Below are 20,738 nucleotides of genomic sequence, written 5' to 3' on the forward strand. Positions count from 1 at the left end.
TGAGGACCAGGTCTTCGGCGTTCATGCTGCCCCCATCATCGCGGTCTACGGGGTCAACGATATGGCACCGTGGGGACACATGTATGTCAATCCTGGTCTAACAGAGCCTTATTTAATCCTCTATATCGGAGGTCAAAAGAAGGAATATCTGTATATCGCTCTGTTTATGCTAAGCCAGTACTTGATTGAGCTAATAGTTCGAGGATACGAAATAAGTTCGCCCCTTTATTATTACTTCCATAATTTTTTTTCGGTGCCCGTAGTAATCAAGTCGCTATTATATTTCGCCTGCGCCTTTCTCATATGTCATTTATTCAAGGGGGCTGTTGGAGGGTCAAAAACGTGGATATTGACATTGGTGGAAGCGCCATTGTTCATCTGGCTCATCATGTTCCCTTTGTTAAAGGTGCGTACAGGATTCTTGTATATTTGTTATTTATTGCCATTCCAACTTCTGGTTATCGTACTAGCCTTTATCGGTAGCAGGTCCTTTGGCAAAACAGTGCATAAGAGCATGTTTTTAAGGTTAGATATGTTCTTGCGACTGGTTGGAATCCTTGGATTAATGACTGTCTTTGAGGATATTCTTACGGGGTTACATTATGGGCTAAATAATGATGTTGCAAGCCTAGTAACTAGCGGCGCGATTCGAAGCCGCAATTTTGGCGAAAGCGTCTCCCAGATAGTTGTTGCCGCATATCTTATTGTTGTTGCGGCGCGTTTTTTTGTTGACAAGATCACAGTGAAACCGATCAGCTATGAAGCCTTGACAGGAGAGCTTTCGGAAGAAATCATAGACGCCTATGCGACATCTATTGGCCTTAGTCTCAGAGAGCGAGAGATTCTGGGATTCTTGCTCAAGGAGAAAAGCACACAGGAGATATCCGAACTGTTGTTTATTTCGACTGGCACCGTCAAATCTCATACACATAACATTTACCAGAAGGCCGATGTTAGCAACAGGATGCAGTTGCTGCAGAAAATCAGATGTTCATAACGTTGATTACGTTGGGCTAATCAATATGAATCCCACTTCCTTTTGTTTATACAGCTTAGCGCTTTATGAACCCTGGTTCATAAAGCGCTAAACCAGGGTATAGGCTAAGATTGAACATATTTATCGAGACCAGTTCATGTGAAAGCGGATCGGAAAATTACATAATTTTGTCATTAGGTTGTCGGCAACGAGGGGCCTCTGCTTTAGCCATCAAGTTATCGGCAACACGGAACCTCTGAAAGAGAAGGTGACAAGATTATGAGAAGAAAGATAGCCTGCGTATTGTGTTGCGCCAGCCTATGTTTAAGCATGGTGGCAGGACCAGGATGTTCTGCAAATAATACGCAAGGTGGGTCATCAGACGGCACGCTGGCAAATTCCGGATCAACTTCTGAAAACGAAGAGTTTGACGGGAAGTTCGATGCAACCGTCAACGCAGGAAATGCGCAAGAAGTTGTGTATGTAAATGGCTCTTGGTTTGACATGGGAAAGCAGTATGGCTTACAGCAAAAGGATCAGTTAGAGAATAACTGGACAGCTGTAATGGCTTCAATTTATGCAGAGGCAGACGATGCCGCATATAACGAAGCTATGGGTAAGATTCTGAAACATTATGAAGAGGATGATCCATCTGTATTTGATTTCTTGTCGGGAGTAGCTGAGGGGGCAGGAGTCTCAAAGGAAGATGCAGTAGTTGCAGTTATGGGTTCATCTGTTCTTAACTATGACCTCATGATGCATTTTGATCCAGAGAGCTCAAATGATCCAGAGCGTTCAAAAACATGTATGAATGTATCTGCTTGGGGAAGTATGACTCAGGATGGTCATCATCTTGGAGCCGCTAATCTTGATGCAGTCAGCACAACACCCGCCGCAATGTTCTCGAGCATGGTTTCTTATCCGAAACATGGCAATGCAGTCATTGCATCAGGTGGATTGCAGGGAAATGCGTTCATGAACTCTAAGGGCCTTATTATTACCTATGCCGGAGGGCCTACGGCATCGCCAAGCGATGATGCTAAGACAATCGATAGGGAAGGCACCTTCCTCGATACTTTGTTTGCTTATTGGTACACAGCCACAAAGTGCGATACGGCAGACGAAGCAGTCAAAATGCTTACGAAAACTGAGTGGATTCACACGGGTAACATCAACGTTTCCGACAACAAGGGAAATGCGTATCTCATCGAGCAAAAAGATAATGCATATGTAGTACGCAAAGCCGGTGACTACGGTGAGACGGACTATCTAATTGCAGCGAATCATTTCAGGGATGAGCTCTGGATGAATGATTCATATGAGGCATATCCGGATAGCGTGCCAAGAGCCAATACTCTAGAAAAGGTTATGCAAGACGAGAGCGGCAGCGTTACCCCACTCACGCTCGCGAACGGACTCGGAAGCATTCGTTACTATGACGAGGGCAAATGGAGTGAGGAAAATTGGGACTTCGGTGGTTTCTATCAGTTCCACTCTCCAGAAGGCGATGACATAGAATTCAAGACAATTTTCAGGACAATTTTTGATGCAACTGATCAGGAAATGTATGTCTTGAGAGGTCATGACGAGAAATTCCGTTCAGACGTTCCCTATGGTACAGCTAATTACTACAAGCTTACCCTCGGAAAGAACATGCAGGCCACTAATAAGAGCGCAGAAATCGACGCGCGTATTGCGGTAAGAAATGCAGGAGCTGAATTGTATAAGAATGGCTCGGTGGATGACGAGTCCATGGAGTATTACAATAAGGCTGCTGAGGCGGTGCACACGGGATGCAATTACACCACTATGGCTGATTGCGCCAATGCGAAAGGCGATAAGGAGCAGGCTGCGATTATGTATGGCCTTGCTACTTCGCAGTTTGCCAATGCTCAGCGATACGCACAGGCATCTTATACTACTGAAAATGTAATTATTCAATAATCTTGCGTAACGCTCAGCTCGTCATTTAAAGAAAGCGGAAGTGATCTCGAACCCTCCCTAAAGATAACGCTCGAGATCACTTCCAAGATGTACCATCATGCCGATCATCTCGGCATGATGGTATTTTTCGTTTATTCGCACTGCCAGGCTTTCCTGCGCCTGACCCGGAGTTTTGATCGCGGAGGCCGGATTCGAACCAACGACCTCCAAGGCGCAGAGATTGACACGGGGGATCAAAATGCCCGCGCAGCAACTAGCTCGCCGTGCTATTTATCCAAAGAAAAACAGCTCAGAGAACAAGGCCTCTGAGCTGCTAAAAGTCTTGGTCGCGGGGGCAGGATTTGAACCTACGACCTCCGGGTTATGAGCCCGGCGAGCTACCAGACTGCTCCACCCCGCAATGTCTGGGCGCCTCATGTGCGCAAGAAAGAATATTACTCGGGAGTTCGGTGGACGGCAAGGAAACTCTCGTAGAGCATAATTCCTTCATATTTAAAACCCCTCAGCCCATATCACCGTAAACGAATCGCAGCCGAGCGCCGTCGACAGCACGTATACAATGGTGCGCGTCCTTTTATGCCGAAACCGGGAGTAGACATGCTGCTCGCTATCGATATGGGAAACACGCAGACGGCCATGGGCCTGTTTGACGGAGACGAGCTGGTGCAGTCGTGGCGCATGCCCACCGACCGCTCCTATACCGCAGATGAGATCCATGTGCGCCTGATGGGTTTTTTTAAGATGTACGGCCTTTCGCTCGACGCGGTCGACGCTATCGCCTTTGCGGGCGTGGTGCCGCAGCTCTCGCGCGAATGGCATGCCGTGGCCGACCGCATTGCCGCAGACGTCATCGTCATTGGGCCGCAGACGGCCGCCGTAACCAAGCTGCGCGCGGCGCGTCCCCGGGCCGTAGGTGCCGATCGCGTCGCCAACGCCGTTGCGGCTGAGACTTTCTACGGCGCGCCGGCAATCGTGGTGGACTTTGGCACCGCAACCAATATCGACGTCATCGATGAGGACGGCTATTACATTGGCGGAGCGATCGCGCCGGGCATCCGCATCTCCATGGATGCACTTGCCGCCCGCGCCGCCAAGCTCGCCAGCGTGCCGCTCGAGGCGCCCGAGCACGCCATCGGCCGCGATACCGAGGAGTGCATCAAGGTCGGCGCCGTGGTGGGCACCGCCGCTATGGCCGAAGGCCTGGTCGCGCGCATGAAGCGCGAGCTGGGCCGCGAGGATGCCAACGTTATCGCCACGGGAGGCCTCGCCGGCATCGTCGCCGATTCGACCGATGCCTTCGACGTGGTCGATGGACAGCTCACCATTAAGGGTATCTGCGAAATCTACCGCCGCATGCAGGAGCTGGGGCAAGACAGGGACCGGAGCCAAGCGTGAGCACTGTCTTAACCCCTCGGTTTCTCTGACGCACGGACTAGGTGACTCTAGTTCTCCAACCCCTCCGTGAGCCAGATCAAGGGACTACGTTTCATCAAAACAGAATAGTCAGCTGGAAAGAGTACGTTGGCAACCCTTGGCATAGCAGCCCCCCTTCGCAAACCTCAACCTCACCTTTCTTGCACGTCCACCGACGGCAGCGCGACGCTTGCCACAAAGAGCGGTACGCCGGTGCGAGACACGAGCGCTGCATAGAAAGGCCTGTCAAGCGTTATCTTGCGCGGCTCTGGCGGGTTCTCCGGCGGAAGGCCCGCGACAGCGACCATCACCGTGTACGCGCCGGCCTCTACGCCGTTCTCATCGACAGCGAACTTCGCGCCATGGACAATCTGCGTTGGAGTCCCCTCTACCCCCACCATAGGTGTAAGCTCCATCGCAGTTGCCGTAGAGACGCCGGCGGCCTTTAGCAGCGAGCAGACGTCCGAGAGCGTCGACTCGCATTCAAAGCGAGGAATCCCCAGGTCGACGGGCTCCCATTCTCCCTCGCCTTGGGACAGACGCTCGAATAGCCCAAGCGCGTCATCAACATGATCATCCTCGCCGCTCGGAAGAACAAAACACATGCCGGCATCGGAGCTGAGCGGCAACAAGAAGGCAACCCTGCCGTTCTCGACGATCACCGCACAATCGCGCTTGCCACGCATAAACGCTGCTTGAACATCGCCGTTCTTTGCATGGAAGGTCTCAACTTTGGTCGATTCGCCGTCAAACGGATCCGCCCATGCATCCTTCATGTAAAGCGCGCTCACAAGACAGGCAAGAGCCACTGGTGATAACTCGATGCTTGGCGACAGTAGGCCGTGAGTTTGTTCGGCTATCCAATCGGTCACCCGTTGGCTAACGCGCGGATCGGCCAAGTCATCGATTGACACATGCACGCTGCATTTGTCGCACTCGTGCAGAAACGCCTCCGATGGGCTCGCGGACCTGGAAAGCCAAGCTGCCGTTGCCGTGCTCGCATCATAACCGTCATAGCCCCAGTTCCGCTCCAGCTCGATGCCGAAGGGATCACGCTCGCTAAACATGTCGCCATCGCCTAGGAGCATGTCGAGCTCCCGACATGTGGCGCCCGAGGCACCCTTTCGTACAATCGTCAACAAGCTCGCGACGCACGCAGGCGACCAAACCCCGTTCTTGCCTTGAGCGAGTATTTTCTCGGATAGGGATTTTGCAACCCTCCATGCCTGTGGACACGCCGAATTTGCTTTGTCAGTCATAGTCTGCTCCCATCGTTAGGACATAAACTATTATTTCGCACGGCGCGGACACAAATCTCGCACCTAAAAGGCAGCCCAATGGCTTTCTAAGAGGCTCAAAGCCTTTCTATTCCTCAAAAACGAAAATTTTTCAGTTTTGAGGAATAGGCTCGATGCACGCTAAGCCTCGCCGCACAGCCACCTCGCCAGGTCCACGATCTGCACTCCGTCGCGATCCGTGGCCTCGTGATGCGTGCGGGCGAGAATCATCTTGGGATACGCATCGCCAATGCTCAGCAGTGGCGAAATCTCGCGTTCAAATGTCTTATCCGAGCTGATGTCGTCGCTCACCTGAATGTAGAGCTTCTCGCTTCGCTTGATTGCTACAAAGTCTATTTCCTTTTTATAGAGCACGCCGACGTATACCTCGTATCCGCGGCGCAGCAGCTCGATTGCCACTATGTTCTCGTATACGCGCCCCCAATCCATATCACGTGTACCGAGCAGCGCGTATTTGAACGCGTGGTCCGCCAGGTAATACTTCTCGCCGCTCTTAAGGTATTTCTTGCCGCGAATGTCGTATCGGCGAACTTTATAGAAGGCAAACGCATCGCACAGGTACCCCATGTACGCACCGACCGTCTTGTTCGTAATCTTTAGTCCATCCGCATTTAATGCATCGGTAATGTTGCGTGCCGACGTAATGTTGGAAACGTTGTCCATCATGTAATCGGCAATGCGCAGCAGCGCCGATTCGTTTCTCACGTTATGCCGTTGCACGATATCTCTCACAATGAGCGTCTTAAAGACGTTGGAGAGATATTGATAGCGCTGCTCCTGCAGTGGATAAGGGTAAGAGCCAGACATACCGCCGGTTCTCGCGTACTCATCGAAGCCACGGTCGACCTCGCCCTCGTCGCCATAGAGACGATACTCCTCAAACGAGAATGGGAAAACCTCGATCTCGAACGTGCGCCCCGTAAAGAGCGTCGACAGATCGCTCGACAGCAAAAAGGCATTCGATCCGGTAATGAAGATGTCATAATGCTCGGATGCGTGAAGGCTGTTGATTGCACGCTCAAAACCTTCGCACATCTGAACCTCATCGATAAACAGAAAGTTTTGTTTGCCGGGCACCCGATGATCTTTTACATAAGCGAGCAACGCGTGATACTCGAGCAGGTTCTCGAACTCATCGAGGTTGTAGTTGATATGGATGACATTCGAATTAGGCAGATTTGCCTCCACGTAATCGCGGAGGGCCTCGAGCAATTTTGATTTACCGCTGCGGCGGATGCCCGTGATGACCTTGATATCCGGCACGCCAATAAGACTCGTCAACGTGTCCATATATGACGCTCTATTGATGAGTTTCATCGGGGCCTCCTCGCGGTCTTTTATCTCTATTCCTCAAAAACGAAAATTTTCAGTTTTGAGGAATAGGCTCTATAGCGAATATACCTCGCGAAAGGCCGAGCTGCCTTAATCCTATTCCTCAAAAACGAAAAATTTTCAGTTTTGAGGAATAGGGCCGCGATGCCACCCTGTAGTCGCGCAAAGACCCTCCCCGGCAGAGGCAGTTCGCTCTGCCGGGGAGGGTCTTGTAGTCATCGTTGTCTTTGAGCGCGGGCATCTCGCGTTACAGCCCGCGAATCCGTACGGCCTCGGGCGGAAACTCCTGCTCGCCGGCATCGGTCTTGATGGTCGCGCGACCCCAGATGTCCAGGCCCGCAAACACACCAACCGCAAGCGGCAAGCCGTTGGGCGACACCGCCGCAACCTGGCGGCCCAGCAGCGGCACCATGTCGAAGTACTCGCCCAGCACGGGAGCCAGCGGGCCGGCGGCGCCCTGCGGCGTGTTGGCGACAACCGCCCAGGCGTCCACGCGGGCCAGCACGGCGGTAGTCAGCGCTTCGACCAGCGCTTCGTCAGCCACGTCCACACCGAGCTCGCCCAGCGCCGCGCGCTCAATATCCACCGTCACGGCACCGAACATACCCGCGGCACCGGCGCCACCGTTGACGGCGACGCGTGCAAACGACGTCTCAAACGCGGGCGCGCCGTACACGATATCGCTCGGCCACTGAATGCCCACCTTACCGGCAAGACCCAGCCCCGGCGTCGATGCCGTTCCCGCGAGCGCGTCCATCATGCCCATCGCCGCCACAAACGGCAGGCCATGGAAGGCGTGCATATTCACATCCGGGCGCACGACCAGCGAAAACGTCAACGACGCCTCGCCCACGCTCCAAGCGCACCAGCCCGCGGACACACCCTCGCGACCCGCGTCACGTGCCGCGTCGAGCTCGGTACCGGCGGCAACAGCATTCATCTCGATCATCTACATACGCCCCAATTCGCCCACGATATGGCCCACGCGATCCTCGGGCTCCTTAACCTCGACGCCGTTGTAGCGGAAGAACCGCGCCGGGTCGTGCATCAGGTCCTCGAGCGGCACCAGCACAAAGTCGCGCTCGCCAATGAGCGGATGCGGCAGGCGCAGCTTCTTGCCGCCGTGGATCTCGCCGTCCATCCACAGCAGGTCCAGATCGATAGTGCGTGGGCCGTTGACCTTGGCCTTCTTGGATCGGTCGCGCCCCAGATCGGCCTCGATCTTCATAAGCTCGTCGAGCAGCACCAGCGGCGCCAGCTCGCTCTTGATCTCGATGACAGCGTTGGCAAACGCGTCCTGGCGTGTCTCGTAGGCCGGCTCGCTCTCGTAGATGCGCGAGCAGTTGGACACACAGGTGAGCGGAATCTCGGCGATCATGTCGCGCGCGGCGCGGATGTTGTCGCAACGATGCCCCAGGTTGGAGCCCACGGCCACAAACGCGCGACGCGGCTGCGGCTTGGCAACAGCCCAGTAGCCGTTCAGGAACTGCGCAAAGCCGGTGACATCGTGCACGCGCACGATGTTGGCACCGGCCTGGATAGCGCCCAGGCACACGCCAAAGGTGGCGGCATCGCGCTCGGCGGCCTCGGTCACGCCCGAGACGGCGCCCACAAAGCGCTTGCGCGACACGGCGCACATGAGCGGATAGCCCAGCGACGCCATCTTGGCGGTCTCGCGCTGGATGACGATGTCTTCGTTGGCCGTCTTGCCAAAACCCGGACCCGGATCGATGCAGATACGGTCGCGTGACACACCGGCGTGGATGAGCGCGCGGGCCTGATCGGACAGAAAGCCCATGACGCGGCGCATGATGGGCGCCGAATCGGGCAGGGTAAAGCGGCGGAGCTGCGAGGTGGGCACATAAGCCTCCTCGCGGCGGGCGCTGCGGCGCATCATGGCGGCCAAGTGATCGCTGGGCTCCGGCGCGGGCTCAGGGGTCGCGGCGGCCTCGGCGGCAGGGGCAACCTGCTCGGCGGCCGGCGTCTCCTGCTTCTGCTCGCCCGTTAGCTCGGGCGCTGGCTCCGGATCGCCAAACGGCAGCGAGGGCTGCACCACGCCACCCGGCAGTTTGGCCTCCGTCTTGGGCTCGCCCAGCAGCTTGCCACGACGACGGCGGGCGGGCTTCTCGGCCTCGCGCGCGGCCTCGGCAGCCGCCTCGCGCGCCTTCTCGGCAACAAACGCCGCGGCAGAGGTATCGAGCTGAACCGTTGCATGCGTGCGAGCGGGCGCGGCGACCTCGCCGGCGTGCATCACGATGACGCCGCAGGTGCTCGTCGCGACAAACTCGACCATCTTGGGGTCGGTGAAGCCGGTCACGTCGTTGACGATCGAGGCACCGCAGCGCACGGCTGCCTTGGCAACCGCCACATGACGCGTGTCGATCGAGACGATGGCGCCCTCTTTGGCAAGCGCACGCACCACGGGCAGCACGCGACGCGCTTCCTCATCGGGATTGACCGGGGTAAAGCCGGGGCGCCACGTCGACGTGGACTCGCCGCCCACGTCGATGATGTCGGCGCCGGCATCGAGCATCGCCAGGCCGTACTCGATAGCGGCATCCTGGTCAAAGTGCTCACCGCCGTCGCTAAAAGAATCGGGCGTCACGTTGAGGACGCCCATGATGCGCGGACGGTCAAAGCTGAGCTCGTACTTTCCGCACCGCCATGTCTTGCTGTCGTTCGCCATGAACATCCTCCTAAAATGCCCCCGCCGCCGCGGTCGGGCGCTGGCGGCGGGGTCGCTTTGCAATCAGTCTTTCTATTGTATCCGCGCGCGCGGGCTAGAACGCAAACGCGGCCGCGATGTCGCAAGAAATCAGCAGGTCGGCATTTGCATCCTGATCGGTAGACGCCAGATTGCAAATGGCCAGCGTATCACCGGTAAAGTAGCGCGTGAGGCCCGCCGCTGGGTACACCACGAGCGAGGTCCCGCCCACAATGAGGGCATCGGCCGCGGTTATGGCAGCAACAGCGCCGGTAAGAACACGCTCATCGAGCGGCTCCTCGTAGAGCACCACATCGGGCTTGATGCGACCGCCGCACGCGGGGCACACGGGCACGCCCGAGGCATCCTCGTGCCCGCGGGCGCAAATCCACTCGGCGCTATAGACCGCGCCGCACGACTGGCAGATATTGCGGTGGACCGAGCCGTGCAACTCAAACACGCGCTGCGAGCCGGCCGCCTGGTGCAGACCGTCGATGTTTTGCGTCACCACGGCATTTAGTTTACCGGCACGCTCCAGCTCGGCCAGCTTGGTGTGGCAGCGGTTGGGCTTGGTGCCAAGCGTGATCATCTTGGTGCGGTAGAAGTCGAAGAACTCGGCCGGATGCGCCTCGTAAAAGCTATGCGAGAGCATGGTCTCGGGCGGGTAGGCAAACTGTTGGTGATATAGGCCGTCCACGCTGCGGAAATCGGGAATGCCACTCGCCGTGGAAACACCGGCGCCGCCAAAGAAGACCACACGCTTGTGGGTACCAAACAGCTCCGCCAGTGCGGCGGAGGCCCGCTTGGGATCCGATATCGCCTGCGTCATATGAGTCCTCCGTCCTTGTTGGTCGGGCAGCGTCGGGCGACATCCCAGCATGCGGCCTTTGAGTCAGCACGCGCGGAGCCCACCACCGCCCCTTTTACGCTAATCTTAAGCCTGCAAACCCCGTCGAAAGGACACCATGCCTCAGACTTACACTTTCGCCTCGTGGAACGTCAACGGTCTGCGCGCCGTGCTCAAAAAGGACCCGAGCTTTATCCAGATCGCACAGGAGCTCAATGTCGATATCCTGGCGCTGCAAGAGACCAAGCTGCAGGAGGGCCAGGCCGATATCGACCTGCCCGGTTATCACCAAACCTGGAGCTACGCCGAACGTAAAGGCTATTCGGGCACTGCGGTCTTTAGCCGCCAGGAACCGCTGCGCGTGCTGCGCGCCGATGCGCTGCTGCCTTACGCCGGCGAGGGCGCGGCAGCCGAGCTCGTGGCGCAGGCCGCGACCGAGGGCCGCGTCTGCGCGCTCGAGTTCGACAAGTTTTGGTTTGTGGACGTCTATACGCCCAACGCCCAAAATGAGCTCGCGCGCATCGATGTGCGCATGGCCTGGGACGATGCCTATCGCGGCTTTTTGGCGGGACTCGAGCGCGAGACCGGCAAGCCCGTGGTGACCTGCGGCGACTTTAACGTCGCGCACGAGGAGATCGACCTTAAGAACCCCAAGTCCAACCGCGGCAACGCAGGCTTTTCGGACGAGGAGCGCGGTAAGTTTACCGAGCTGCTCGACGCCGGGTTTACCGATACCTGGCGCGCGGCAAATCCCGACGTCGAGGGCGTCTACAGCTGGTGGAGCTACCGCTTTAATGCCCGCAAGAACAACGCGGGCTGGCGCATCGATTACTTCCTGGTGAGCGACGCCATCGCCGGCAACGTGCGCGACACCGGCATCCGCGGCGACATCTTTGGCAGCGACCACTGCCCCGTCACCCTCACCCTAGAGCTCTAGCCCCAGCCGACCCCTCGGGGACGAAGCAAAACGGATCATTTTCACCTCGCGAGGGAATCCACGCGGCACACCCGCCACGAAACTGCCCCATCTACTACGTTTAAGCCACTACCCTCAACCACGGCGAACAACGCAAAAAGAAAACCGCAGGTAGAAAGCCTGCGGTTTTCATAAAACGCGGTCATGGTCGAGGGTATCAAGCTAAACGTAGTAGATGGGCTAGTTTCGTGGCAAGCGCCGTCAACTGATTCCCTGGGGACGTCTGGGGCGGAAGAAAACGGATCGACTTGGCTCTCTGAGGGCCACGACGCCCCTCATATCAGCCGGCCATTTTAAAACTATGCCGGTTTACGGGGCTGAATCGCAAATCCCCAACCAAACGCAATTCAAGCAAAATAAAACCTCAGGTAGACGGCTCGTCTATTTTCGAAAAAAGCCGGTATGGTCTGCCTGTGCCAATCTAGCCCCGTAAACCGGCATAGTTTTAAAATGGCACTTCAACAGTATTGATTCTCGCCCCGGCGCAACCGCCACTACAGCCCGTATTTCACGACGACACGGTTAATGCGACGACACCAAGGTTTGTAGAGAGCGGCCAAGAACACGCAGGTCGCAAGGCCGTGTGTGATATCGAACGGTACCGCCGTGGCAAGACGCGCCACGGCGCCCGCCCACGTGAGCGGTTGCACAAAACCGATGATGTCGTAGGCGTTAATCACGGCGCCATAGAGCAGGCCCGACGCAAAGCCGTACGCCATCAGCGCCGGCATGCGCACGGTTCCATCGGCACGGTCGAACGCACCCGCATGCGCCAGCGCACCGCCAACGTATCCCACGAGCCCCCAGGCATACATCTGCCACGGTGTCCACATGCCCTGCCCAAAAAAGAAATTACTGGTCAGCGTCGCCAGCGCACCAACCATAAAACCATTGCGGCGACCAAGCGTCGCCCCCGCGATAATGGCGATGGCGCTCACCGGTTTAAAGTCGGGAATGGGCCCAAACAAGATACGCCCCGCCGCGGCCAACGCCGCCAGAACCAGCGTGGGCATAATCTGGCGTAGGCCCGGTCGCGACGCCTCGTAGCCCGCAAAGAACAGCGCGAGCACCAGCGCCACCACGATAAGCATGGCAAGCGCCGCCCGCTCAATGCCCGCCAACAATGCTGCGGCCATTACCGCCGGCACCGCCAGCAGCAGCGGGATCTCCAGTTTTGCGAGTATGCGCAAGACGCGATAATCCGCCATCCCATCACGCCCTATAAAACACATTGTCGGCAAAAAAGTCGGCGGGCGGCTCCATGCAGGCAATCTCGCCGTCGAACATCATGGCAATGTCATCGGCAACCTGCTCGGCAAAATCCAGATCGTGCGTTGCCATGATGACGGTACCGCCGGCCTCCGCATGGTCGCGCAGGGCGCGGGCGATGATGCGACGGCTGGCCAAGTCCAGACCCTTGGTGGGCTCATCGAGCAATAGCAGCTCGGGGCCGATCAACAGCAGCTTTGCCAACGCAAGCAGCTGGCGCTGCCCGCCCGAAAGATCGTACGGATGGCGCCCATCCAAGCCGGACAATCCCAGACTCGTCGCGCGCTCTCGCGCCATAGCCTCGTCATATCCGCAGGTCGAAGCCCATTCCATCAGCTCCTCGCGCACCGTCTCGGCAACCAGCAGCGCCTTGGGATTCTGAGGCAGCAGTGCCGCCGAGGCCGCCCCGCGCTCCATATGCCCACGCTGCAACTTGACCGTCTTGGCCAGCACCGAAAGCATTGTCGACTTACCGCAGCCGTTACCGCCCACAACAGCATGCACCGCGCCTGCCGAAAACGACGCATCGAGCCCGCGCAGCACCCAGCCGGACGCTCGATCGTAGCGAAACCAGCCCCCTGCCAGGGTGGTAGCCGACCCAGCGTGCATTTTTGGGAGTATTCGGCATCCACCGGCGCACGACGGCGCCCCCGAGTCGTCTTGCGACAGGATTTGCGCCTCAAATTCAGCCGATTTGTCCGATTTCGGTCTTTTTTTTGCGCCCGGAGCGCCCACGCGCGGGTCCAAATAGCCCGGCCGGCCACTGGCGCTGCTGAAAACTCCGTTTTTTGCACGCCACGAGCCACCCCACCCTGGCACCTCGCCAGAAAACAGCTCTTCGCGATGCCCCAAGGAGGCGATGTCAGCGACCTCGCATACGCGCCCGCCCTCAATCCGATACGCGCACGTCGCGTATTCAAGCATCGGGCGCGGCTGGTGCGTTGCCACAACAACCGTGCAGCCCAGCTCGCGATTCACGCGAAACAGCGCATGCAGAAAATTTTTCTCGGCAACGGGATCCAGTTGGGACGTGGGCTCGTCGAGCAGCAGCACGCGAGGGCGCAACGCCAGCACGGCTGCCAGCGACAGCAGCTGCTTGCGTCCGCCCGAAAGCGTATCGGTATCGCGGTGGAGCCAATCCTCCACACCAAAGAAATAACTGGTCTCGGCCACGCGACGGCGCATCTCGTCGCGCGACATGCCTAAGTTTTCCAGGCCAAACGCCATCTCGTGCCACACGGTTTCGCACACAATCTGGTTCTCGGGGTCCTGAAACACATAGCCCACGCGCTCCGCGGACGCGCGAACGTCCATGTCGGCAACGCTTTCGCCCAGCATGCGCAGCTCGCCGGAGCATTCGCCCGCCGGCGAAATCTCGGGCTTGAGCAACGAGAGTAATGTCGACTTGCCCGACCCGGTACCACCGACAAGCAACGCAAACGTCCCTTGGGGAACACGCCAATCGAGCCCCTCGAACACCGGCACTTCGGCCCCGGGGTAGGCAAAGCGCAGGCCCCGCACTTCAATCGCCGGCATATCCGAGCCGCACACCGCGTCCGCCATGATGCTCCCGTCCAACCGAGCCATCAGCCAAACCTCTTCTCGTCAATCGCATGCACCACGCAGGGCAGCGCCATCCAGGTCGCGTATACAACATAGCCAGGCCACGGCGCTGGCACCGAAAGCTGCGGGTAAAACGAATACTGCATCGTCGCGGTCCACGCCACTGCCGCCGTGGCCACGCCAAACAGCGCAAGCCCAACCAGCGCGGCAACGTCGCCGCGCGCCAGCCGATACCGCGCGTACGTCGTGCGACGCGCCGCGGCGCCCCACCCACGGGAGCGCATGGCGTCCGCACGCTCCAGCGAATCTTCCATGCCCCAGCCCATCAACACGCTCGATGCCCGTAGGCGCGAACGCACGGGGTCGGCCGGCGCGCGGCCCGGCACATCAATCGCATCCTGCACCGCCAGCACCGTGCGACCGCGACGCAAAAACTGCGGGATAAGCCGCATACACATCGAGATCATGAGCGCGATCACCGGCGCGGTGTTACCCAAAAGTGCAAGCACCCTGTCGTAGCTAAGCATGGACGCCGCGGCCTCAAACCACAGCACGCTCGCCACAAACAGCCCGCCCATGCACAGGCCGTATACCATGCTCTCCAGATACACCGCACGCATGCCAATACGGAACAGTTCCGTCGAGCCCGAAGCGCTAAATAACGGGTTGAACACCGCGATAATCAAAATCACCGGCAGCTGCCAGCGAAGCGCCCCCAACGTGCGTGCGACGCCGCGCGTCGCAAACCCATACGCCAGCCCGCCCGCAAGCGACAGCGCAAGCAGTACCGGTTGCATCGAGAACATGGTGAGCCCCAGCGTCAGCACCATGTAGAGCGCCGGCACCGCCGGATGCGACATCGAGAATGCCGCGACGGGTTCGTTGCCCGATTCCTCTCGCATGATATCCACGGACACCCCCATCCCCTCGCTCAAACGCCAACGCCGCAGTGCCGCTGCCATGCACAACCAGCGCAAACGTCACGCCGGCGGCACCGACATCGGCCGCCATGCGCCAATCGTTACGCGCTCATCATATGCCTGCGGTATCATATTGCGCCGTGTATCGTTTCCAAACGCACGTCTCTATAACGTAACAGGAGATCACATGGACGCAACCGCAATTATCCTCGCCGCCGGCGAGGGCACCCGCATGAAGTCGAACCACTGCAAGGTTTCGCACAAGATCCTGGGCAAGCCCATGGTCCAGTGGATCGTCGACGCCACCATCAAGGCCGGCTGCAGCCGCGTCGTGGTCGTCATCGGCAGCCACGCCGACGAGATGCGCGCCCTTATCGACGGCGCCTACGCCAACAGCACCACCAAGGTCGAGTGCGTCGAACAGACCGAGCGCCTGGGCACCGGCCACGCCGTAAAGGTCGCGCTCGAGGCATGCGGCATCATGCAAGGCCCCGTCGTCGTGCTCAACGGCGACCTGCCGCTCATCACCGCCGACACCGTCGCCAAGTTCGCGCAGACCGTCGCCGGCGGCGAGCTCGCCTGCACCGTCATGACCATGACCCCGCCCGATCCCTTTGGCTACGGCCGCATCAAGCTGGGCGCCGACGGTCAGATCGAGCGCATCATCGAGCAGAAGGACTGCACGCCCGAGCAGGCCGCCACGTTGCTCGAGTGCAACGCCGGCTGCTACGCCTTCGACGGCGCGCAGCTCGCCGCCCACATCAGCGAGATCGGCAACGACAACGCGCAGTCCGAGTACTACCTGCCCGACATGCTCGAGATTCTCAAGGGCCACGGCCAGGCAGTCTCCATCTTCCACTGCGACGACTACCGCGACGGCCTGGGCGTCAACAGCCGGATCCAGCTCGCGCAACTCACCGCTATCGCGCGCGACCGCATCAACGAGCACTGGATGGCCGAGGGCGTTACCTTCATCGACCCCACGCAGGCCTGGATCGGCCCCGACGCCGTCATCGGCCGCGACACCGTCGTGTGGCCGCAGACGCACCTGATCGGCCACGTCACCGTGGGCGAGGAGTGCCAGCTCGGCCCCAACAGCCGCCTCACCGACACCACCGTTGGCAGCGGCTGCACCATCGATGAGACTATCGCCATCGAGGCTGTCATCGAGAACGGCGTCGACTGCGGCCCGCGCGCCTACCTGCGCCCGGGCACCCACATGCTCGATGGCTCCAAGGCCGGCACACACGTGGAGATCAAGAAGTCCACGATCGGCGAGGGCTCCAAGGTGCCGCACCTGTCCTACATCGGCGACACCACCATGGGTTCCGGCGTCAACGTGGGAGCGGGCTCCATCACCTGCAACTACGACGGCGTGCACAAGCACAAGACCGTCATCGGCAAGGATGCCTTCATCGGTTCCGACACCATGATGGTCGCGCCCGCCCAGATCGGCGACGGCGCGCTCGTGGCCGCCGGCTCCGTCATCACCGAGCCGGTCCCGGCTGACGCACTCGGCCTGGGCCGCGCCCGTCAGGTAAATATTGAGGGCTGGGCCGCCGATTATCGCCGCCGTCTGCACGAGGACGACGAGGTATAACGTTTTACCAAGCATCTAAGGAGCTGTTCCCATGGGGATGGCTCCTTTTTCTATGCTGACCTGCGCGACCGGATGAGTGGTCGGTTCGTGTCCGTTGACGGTAAAGACGTTATCAAGACCCGATAAACCCCGCCACGCGGTTACAATGCAACAAGGCATCTATATGGCATTCGATATATAAAGGAGAAGGGTAATGCCGATTAATGATCCCGAGAAGTCGGAGAATATGCGCAAGTCCATCCGCGTGTATTCCGGTTCCTCCAACCGTCCCCTCGCTCAGAAGATCGCTGAGTACCTTGGGGTCGAGCTTTCGGGCCTTACGCTAAAGCAGTTCGCCAACGGTGAGATTTACGCCCGCTACGACGAGACCGTCCGCGGCGCCGACGTCTTCCTGATTCAGTCCGTGGCCGGCGGCAACGTCAACGACATGCTCATGGAGCTGCTCATCGCCACCGACGCTGCCAAGCGCGCATCCGCCCGCTCCATCACCGCCGTCATCACCCACTACGGCTATGCCCGCCAGGACCGCAAGGCCGGCCCGCGCGAGCCCATCACCGCCCGCCTCGTCGCCAACCTGCTCGAGCGCGCTGGCGTCAACCGCATCATCACCCTCGACCTGCATCAGGGCCAGATTCAGGGTTTCTTCGATATCCCGGTTAACCACCTGTCTGCACTGCCGCTGTTTGGCCAGTACTACAACGACATGCACTTCGACACCGACAACCTGGTTGTCGTCTCCCCCGACGTGGGTCGCGCCAAAGCTGCCAAGAAGCTCTCCGACATGCTCGGCTGCAGCCTCGCCATCGCCCACAAGGGCCGTCCGCGCCACAACGCCGCCGAGGTCATGGGCATCATCGGTGACATCAAGGGCAAGACCTGCATCATCAATGACGACATGATCGACACCGCTGGCACCCTGTGCGCCAACGTCAAGGAGCTCAAGGCTATGGGTGCCGGCGACATCTACGTGTGCGCCACCCACGGCATCTTCTCGGGCCCGGCCATCGAGCGCCTGAACGACGCCCCCATCATCGAGTGCCTCGTCACCGACGCCATTCCCGTCGAGGTCGGCGGCAAGATCAAGACCATCTCGGTCGCCGAGGAGTTCGCCGAGGCCATCTCTGCCGTTTACCACGAGGAGCCCGTCTCCACGCTCGTCGGCGGCGACTTCGCGCTGTAATCCAGCGCGCATCGCATCATCTTTGGTGTTTTTGAAGGGTCGGAGGCTCGCTTCCGACCTTTTTTTGCCCCTCGACAACCCGCCTTGGACAGTTAGTTCAGATTTGTATTAATTTTGGTATTCTTTTGGGCCATTTAATGCGTCGAAAGCTCTCTTGCCGGCATAATTCCGCTCGATTCCTCCACCTACGGATCTCTTCACCATGCCATTGGCCCCATTTTGCCCACCGAGTCCTTCAACAATGGCAATACACGCCGGCCGCCTAGTACAAATCTGAACTAACTGTCCAGCACCCATCTCAGTAGATGCCTCCAAGGCCAACCCATCACTCCATTCTCCACTTTTCCAAGGCATTCCGTATGATGTCGTTACCGCCCGCGGCGCGCGACGCCCCTTTGAGCGAAAAGAACGGCACGGCCATATCATTTCGCCAACGGCTTAGTACCTTATAGCTATGACAACCGTAATTTCACACCTCTCCGCCCTCCGCGCAATTCGCCGCGCTCGACGGGCGTACTCCGCCCTTCCCTGGGACGCCATCGATGACGAGCAACAGACACAAGCCCTCGTAGGTTGCGTTCCCAACAAGGACGCCATAGACTTTGCGGCCCTTGCAATACTTGACGCCTGGAGCGAAGACGACTCCGAGCGTCTAGACCTCTTTGTTGCGAGCGGCAGCAACAGACGACCCGACGGACGGCTCCTCCAGCACACCATCACCGCCCCTCTCCCCCAGGGCGCGATCATGCACATCGAAGCCGACATCTACGCAACGTCTCCCGCCATGACGGCCATGCTTTGTTCCAAAAATGAATCGGTTGCCAAAACCTTGATGCTTCTCATGGAACTGCTCGGAACCTACTCACTTCCGCCCGAAGCAACTTACCCCATCGCCTACGACGACACGTGGCCCGAGGCCAACAGCTTCGAAACGATGGACGATCTCGATTGCCAGGGCGACCAACCGACACCCGAAAAGCAAGCCGAAACCCGCTACGAACAGGCACACTACAAATGCGAGCCCGCCACAACCATCGAAGAGCTCGAGGCAGTCGCACGGTTTGCCAAAAGTAGTTCCTACGCCTCGTTTCGCACAGCTATCAAACTTGCCCGGGCCGGATCCGCATCCCCAGCGGAATCATTGATGTTCGCTGTCCTGGGCGCACCCATGCGCTTTGGCGGATTCGGGTGTTGCAGCCTGCCCATGGGAGGCCTGCTGCTCAACTATCGAATCGATTTCGACACCCTTGCGGTCAACATGTCCTCGGGCATCCCCTACGCCATCTGCGACTTATATTGCCCAGCAGCCGGAGTCGACAACGAATACAACGGAATTGGACATGAGCTTCAAAACGCTCGCATCCACGATGGCAATCGCAACAATGGCCTTAAGGCCATGGGTATCCACGTCCTGGTTATCAATCGTGACCAAATGAAGGACCTTGTTGCACTCGAAGCCTTCGCCCAGACGATGCATCGACTTGCGGGAGTTCGATTCCGCTACCGCATCAAGGGTTATCGCAAGCGTCAGGCCGCCTGGCTCAACACCCTGCGGGCCGGAATCGGCCTCGCGCCGGTCTAAAAGACTTTTACCCAGTGTTACCGAGCATGGCTGGACAGTTAGTTCAGATTTGTATAAACAGACGGCTAATGTCGAGGTGGTTTGCCGCCATCCCGGCGCCAATCACCTCATTTGAAGACTCAAAAGATCTGAAATAGCACAAATTGTGCTCCCCAAAGCGCCGTGACAGTTCCGTGGCCCCGATTTTGGCAGTCAAAGATCTCTTGGTTTATACAAATCTGAACTAACTGTCCATCCCGGCTTCCGACGACTGTCCAAACGCCCTCATGCAGCCTCAATCACCCTCCATTTGACAGCAGCAACGGGGTCGCTCACCATAGCAGGCGACAAATCGATGAAAGGAAGCACATGGCAGCTGCACAGCCGCTTAAGATTCGCATGGTTGCCGGACTTGGCAACCCTGGCGATGAGTATGCCGAGACCCGCCACAACGCAGGCTTTAAGGCGATCGACGAGCTGGCGCGTCAGGCCGGCGTCACGTACTGGAAAAACCAGGCCGGCGCCGAGGTCGCGCTCATCAACATCAACGATCCAGAGGAAGAGGGCGGCAAGCGCCAGATTGTGCTGGTCAAGCCGCAGTCGTACATGAACACCTCGGGCGGCCCCATCTCCAAGCTTTGCCGCGAGTACAAAATCAAGGCCGAAGAGCTGCTCGTAATCCACGATGAGCTCGACATTCCCGCCGGCGACGTGCGCGTCAAGGTGGGCGGCGGCCACGCCGGCCACAACGGCCTGCGTTCCATCATCGACAAGATGGGCAGCCGCGACTTTAGCCGCATCCGCACCGGCATCGGCAACCCTCCCGGCAAGATGGCTGTCGCCGACTACGTGCTCAAGCAGCTGCGCGCCCGCGAGGCCGAGGACTTCCAGGACACCTGCGCCCGCGCCGCCGACGCCGCCGGCCTGGCGATTGTGCACGGCGTAATCTATGCCCGCGACCACGTCAACGGCTCCGCCTCTGCCAACGGCAAGCACTAAAACCTACCAAAAAGGGATGTTTATTTTGGCAGGTTTTATATGCGAAAACGCCGCAGCGGCCGCATCGCAATAAACCCTGTGCCGCCATACATACCCAACGCCCTAAAAGGGGCCGGCCTCACCGATGTGCAAGGCCGGCCCCTTTTGTCGTTTTAT

At 58.7% G+C, this 20,738-nt stretch carries 16 protein-coding genes and 1 tRNA gene; 8 read left to right on the top strand and 9 right to left on the bottom strand.

What is annotated here, in order from left to right; genetic code table 11:
• Together ACTQ05_RS06485 and ACTQ05_RS06490 are read left to right on the top strand one after the other, a co-directional pair.
• Positions 1-997: helix-turn-helix domain-containing protein (locus tag ACTQ05_RS06485; RefSeq protein ID WP_441538443.1), on the top strand; the 997-nt coding region annotated here is incomplete at its 5' end.
• A gap of 258 nt (positions 998-1,255) precedes the next feature.
• Positions 1,256-2,920, top strand: a complete 1,665-nt coding sequence (locus tag ACTQ05_RS06490) for a C45 family autoproteolytic acyltransferase/hydolase (protein ID WP_441538445.1) — start codon at positions 1,256-1,258, stop codon at positions 2,918-2,920.
• A gap of 323 nt (positions 2,921-3,243) precedes the next feature.
• On the opposite strand, the gene ACTQ05_RS06495 is transcribed toward ACTQ05_RS06490, so the two are convergent.
• A tRNA-Met gene (locus ACTQ05_RS06495) sits at positions 3,244-3,320 on the bottom strand.
• Between the two features lie 197 nt (positions 3,321-3,517).
• Between ACTQ05_RS06495 and ACTQ05_RS06500 the strand changes: the two genes are divergently transcribed.
• Positions 3,518-4,315, top strand: coding sequence for a type III pantothenate kinase (locus tag ACTQ05_RS06500; RefSeq protein ID WP_441538447.1), 798 nt, complete (start codon positions 3,518-3,520; stop codon positions 4,313-4,315).
• Between the two features lie 170 nt (positions 4,316-4,485).
• Here ACTQ05_RS06500 and ACTQ05_RS06505 read toward each other — a convergent pair whose 3' ends face one another.
• The 5 genes from ACTQ05_RS06505 to ACTQ05_RS06525 all read right to left on the bottom strand — a co-directional run bounded on the left by ACTQ05_RS06505 (position 4,486) and on the right by ACTQ05_RS06525 (position 10,496).
• Complete coding sequence (locus ACTQ05_RS06505) at positions 4,486-5,592, bottom strand: serpin family protein (protein WP_441538449.1); 1,107 nt, start codon at positions 5,590-5,592, stop codon at positions 4,486-4,488.
• 159 nt (positions 5,593-5,751) lie between these two features.
• Positions 5,752-6,948, bottom strand: a complete 1,197-nt coding sequence (locus ACTQ05_RS06510) for an ATP-binding protein (protein ID WP_441538451.1) — start codon at positions 6,946-6,948, stop codon at positions 5,752-5,754.
• Between the two features lie 262 nt (positions 6,949-7,210).
• Positions 7,211-7,912: a hypothetical protein gene (locus ACTQ05_RS06515; protein ID WP_441538453.1), complete on the bottom strand. Its 702-nt coding sequence runs from the start codon at positions 7,910-7,912 to the stop codon at positions 7,211-7,213.
• Positions 7,913-9,649, bottom strand: coding sequence for a 2-amino-4-hydroxy-6-hydroxymethyldihydropteridine diphosphokinase (gene folK / locus ACTQ05_RS06520; protein WP_441538455.1), 1,737 nt, complete (start codon positions 9,647-9,649; stop codon positions 7,913-7,915).
• Between the two features lie 94 nt (positions 9,650-9,743).
• The gene (locus ACTQ05_RS06525; RefSeq protein WP_441538457.1) at positions 9,744-10,496 is read right to left on the bottom strand and encodes an NAD-dependent protein deacylase; all 753 of its coding nucleotides are present in this window, start codon (positions 10,494-10,496) and stop codon (positions 9,744-9,746) included.
• Positions 10,497-10,632: 136 nt separating this feature from the next.
• Between ACTQ05_RS06525 and ACTQ05_RS06530 the strand changes: the two genes are divergently transcribed.
• Positions 10,633-11,451 (top strand): exodeoxyribonuclease III, encoded by an 819-nt coding sequence (locus ACTQ05_RS06530; RefSeq protein WP_154516667.1) that lies wholly within the window; start codon positions 10,633-10,635, stop codon positions 11,449-11,451.
• 533 nt (positions 11,452-11,984) lie between these two features.
• Here ACTQ05_RS06530 and ACTQ05_RS06535 read toward each other — a convergent pair.
• From ACTQ05_RS06535 to ACTQ05_RS06545, 3 genes are read right to left on the bottom strand one after another with little or no spacing between them, the layout of a single operon-like run.
• Positions 11,985-12,698: a DUF6580 family putative transport protein gene (locus ACTQ05_RS06535; protein ID WP_441538459.1), complete on the bottom strand. Its 714-nt coding sequence runs from the start codon at positions 12,696-12,698 to the stop codon at positions 11,985-11,987.
• Between the two features lie 4 nt (positions 12,699-12,702).
• Positions 12,703-14,322 (bottom strand): ABC transporter ATP-binding protein, encoded by a 1,620-nt coding sequence (locus ACTQ05_RS06540; protein WP_441538460.1) that lies wholly within the window; start codon positions 14,320-14,322, stop codon positions 12,703-12,705.
• Positions 14,323-14,345: 23 nt separating this feature from the next.
• Positions 14,346-15,224: an energy-coupling factor transporter transmembrane component T family protein gene (locus ACTQ05_RS06545; protein ID WP_441538496.1), complete on the bottom strand. Its 879-nt coding sequence runs from the start codon at positions 15,222-15,224 to the stop codon at positions 14,346-14,348.
• A 205-nt stretch (positions 15,225-15,429) separates the two neighbouring features.
• On the opposite strand from ACTQ05_RS06545, the gene glmU reads away from it, so the two are divergent.
• From glmU to pth, 4 genes are all read left to right on the top strand, one after another.
• On the top strand, positions 15,430-16,842 hold the full coding sequence (gene glmU, locus ACTQ05_RS06550) for a bifunctional UDP-N-acetylglucosamine diphosphorylase/glucosamine-1-phosphate N-acetyltransferase GlmU (protein WP_441538462.1): 1,413 nt from the start codon (positions 15,430-15,432) through the stop codon (positions 16,840-16,842).
• A 193-nt stretch (positions 16,843-17,035) separates the two neighbouring features.
• A complete protein-coding gene (locus tag ACTQ05_RS06555; RefSeq protein WP_441538463.1) occupies positions 17,036-18,022 on the top strand; it encodes a ribose-phosphate diphosphokinase in 987 nt (328 codons plus the stop codon).
• A gap of 454 nt (positions 18,023-18,476) precedes the next feature.
• Positions 18,477-19,604, top strand: coding sequence for a hypothetical protein (locus tag ACTQ05_RS06560; RefSeq protein WP_441538465.1), 1,128 nt, complete (start codon positions 18,477-18,479; stop codon positions 19,602-19,604).
• Between the two features lie 348 nt (positions 19,605-19,952).
• A complete protein-coding gene (gene pth / locus ACTQ05_RS06565; protein WP_427717993.1) occupies positions 19,953-20,582 on the top strand; it encodes an aminoacyl-tRNA hydrolase in 630 nt (209 codons plus the stop codon).
• The last annotated feature ends 156 nt before the right edge of the window (positions 20,583-20,738 follow it).

This window comes from Collinsella sp. LCP21S3_A9 (assembly GCF_052118785.1).
Lineage (GTDB): Bacteria > Actinomycetota > Coriobacteriia > Coriobacteriales > Coriobacteriaceae > Collinsella.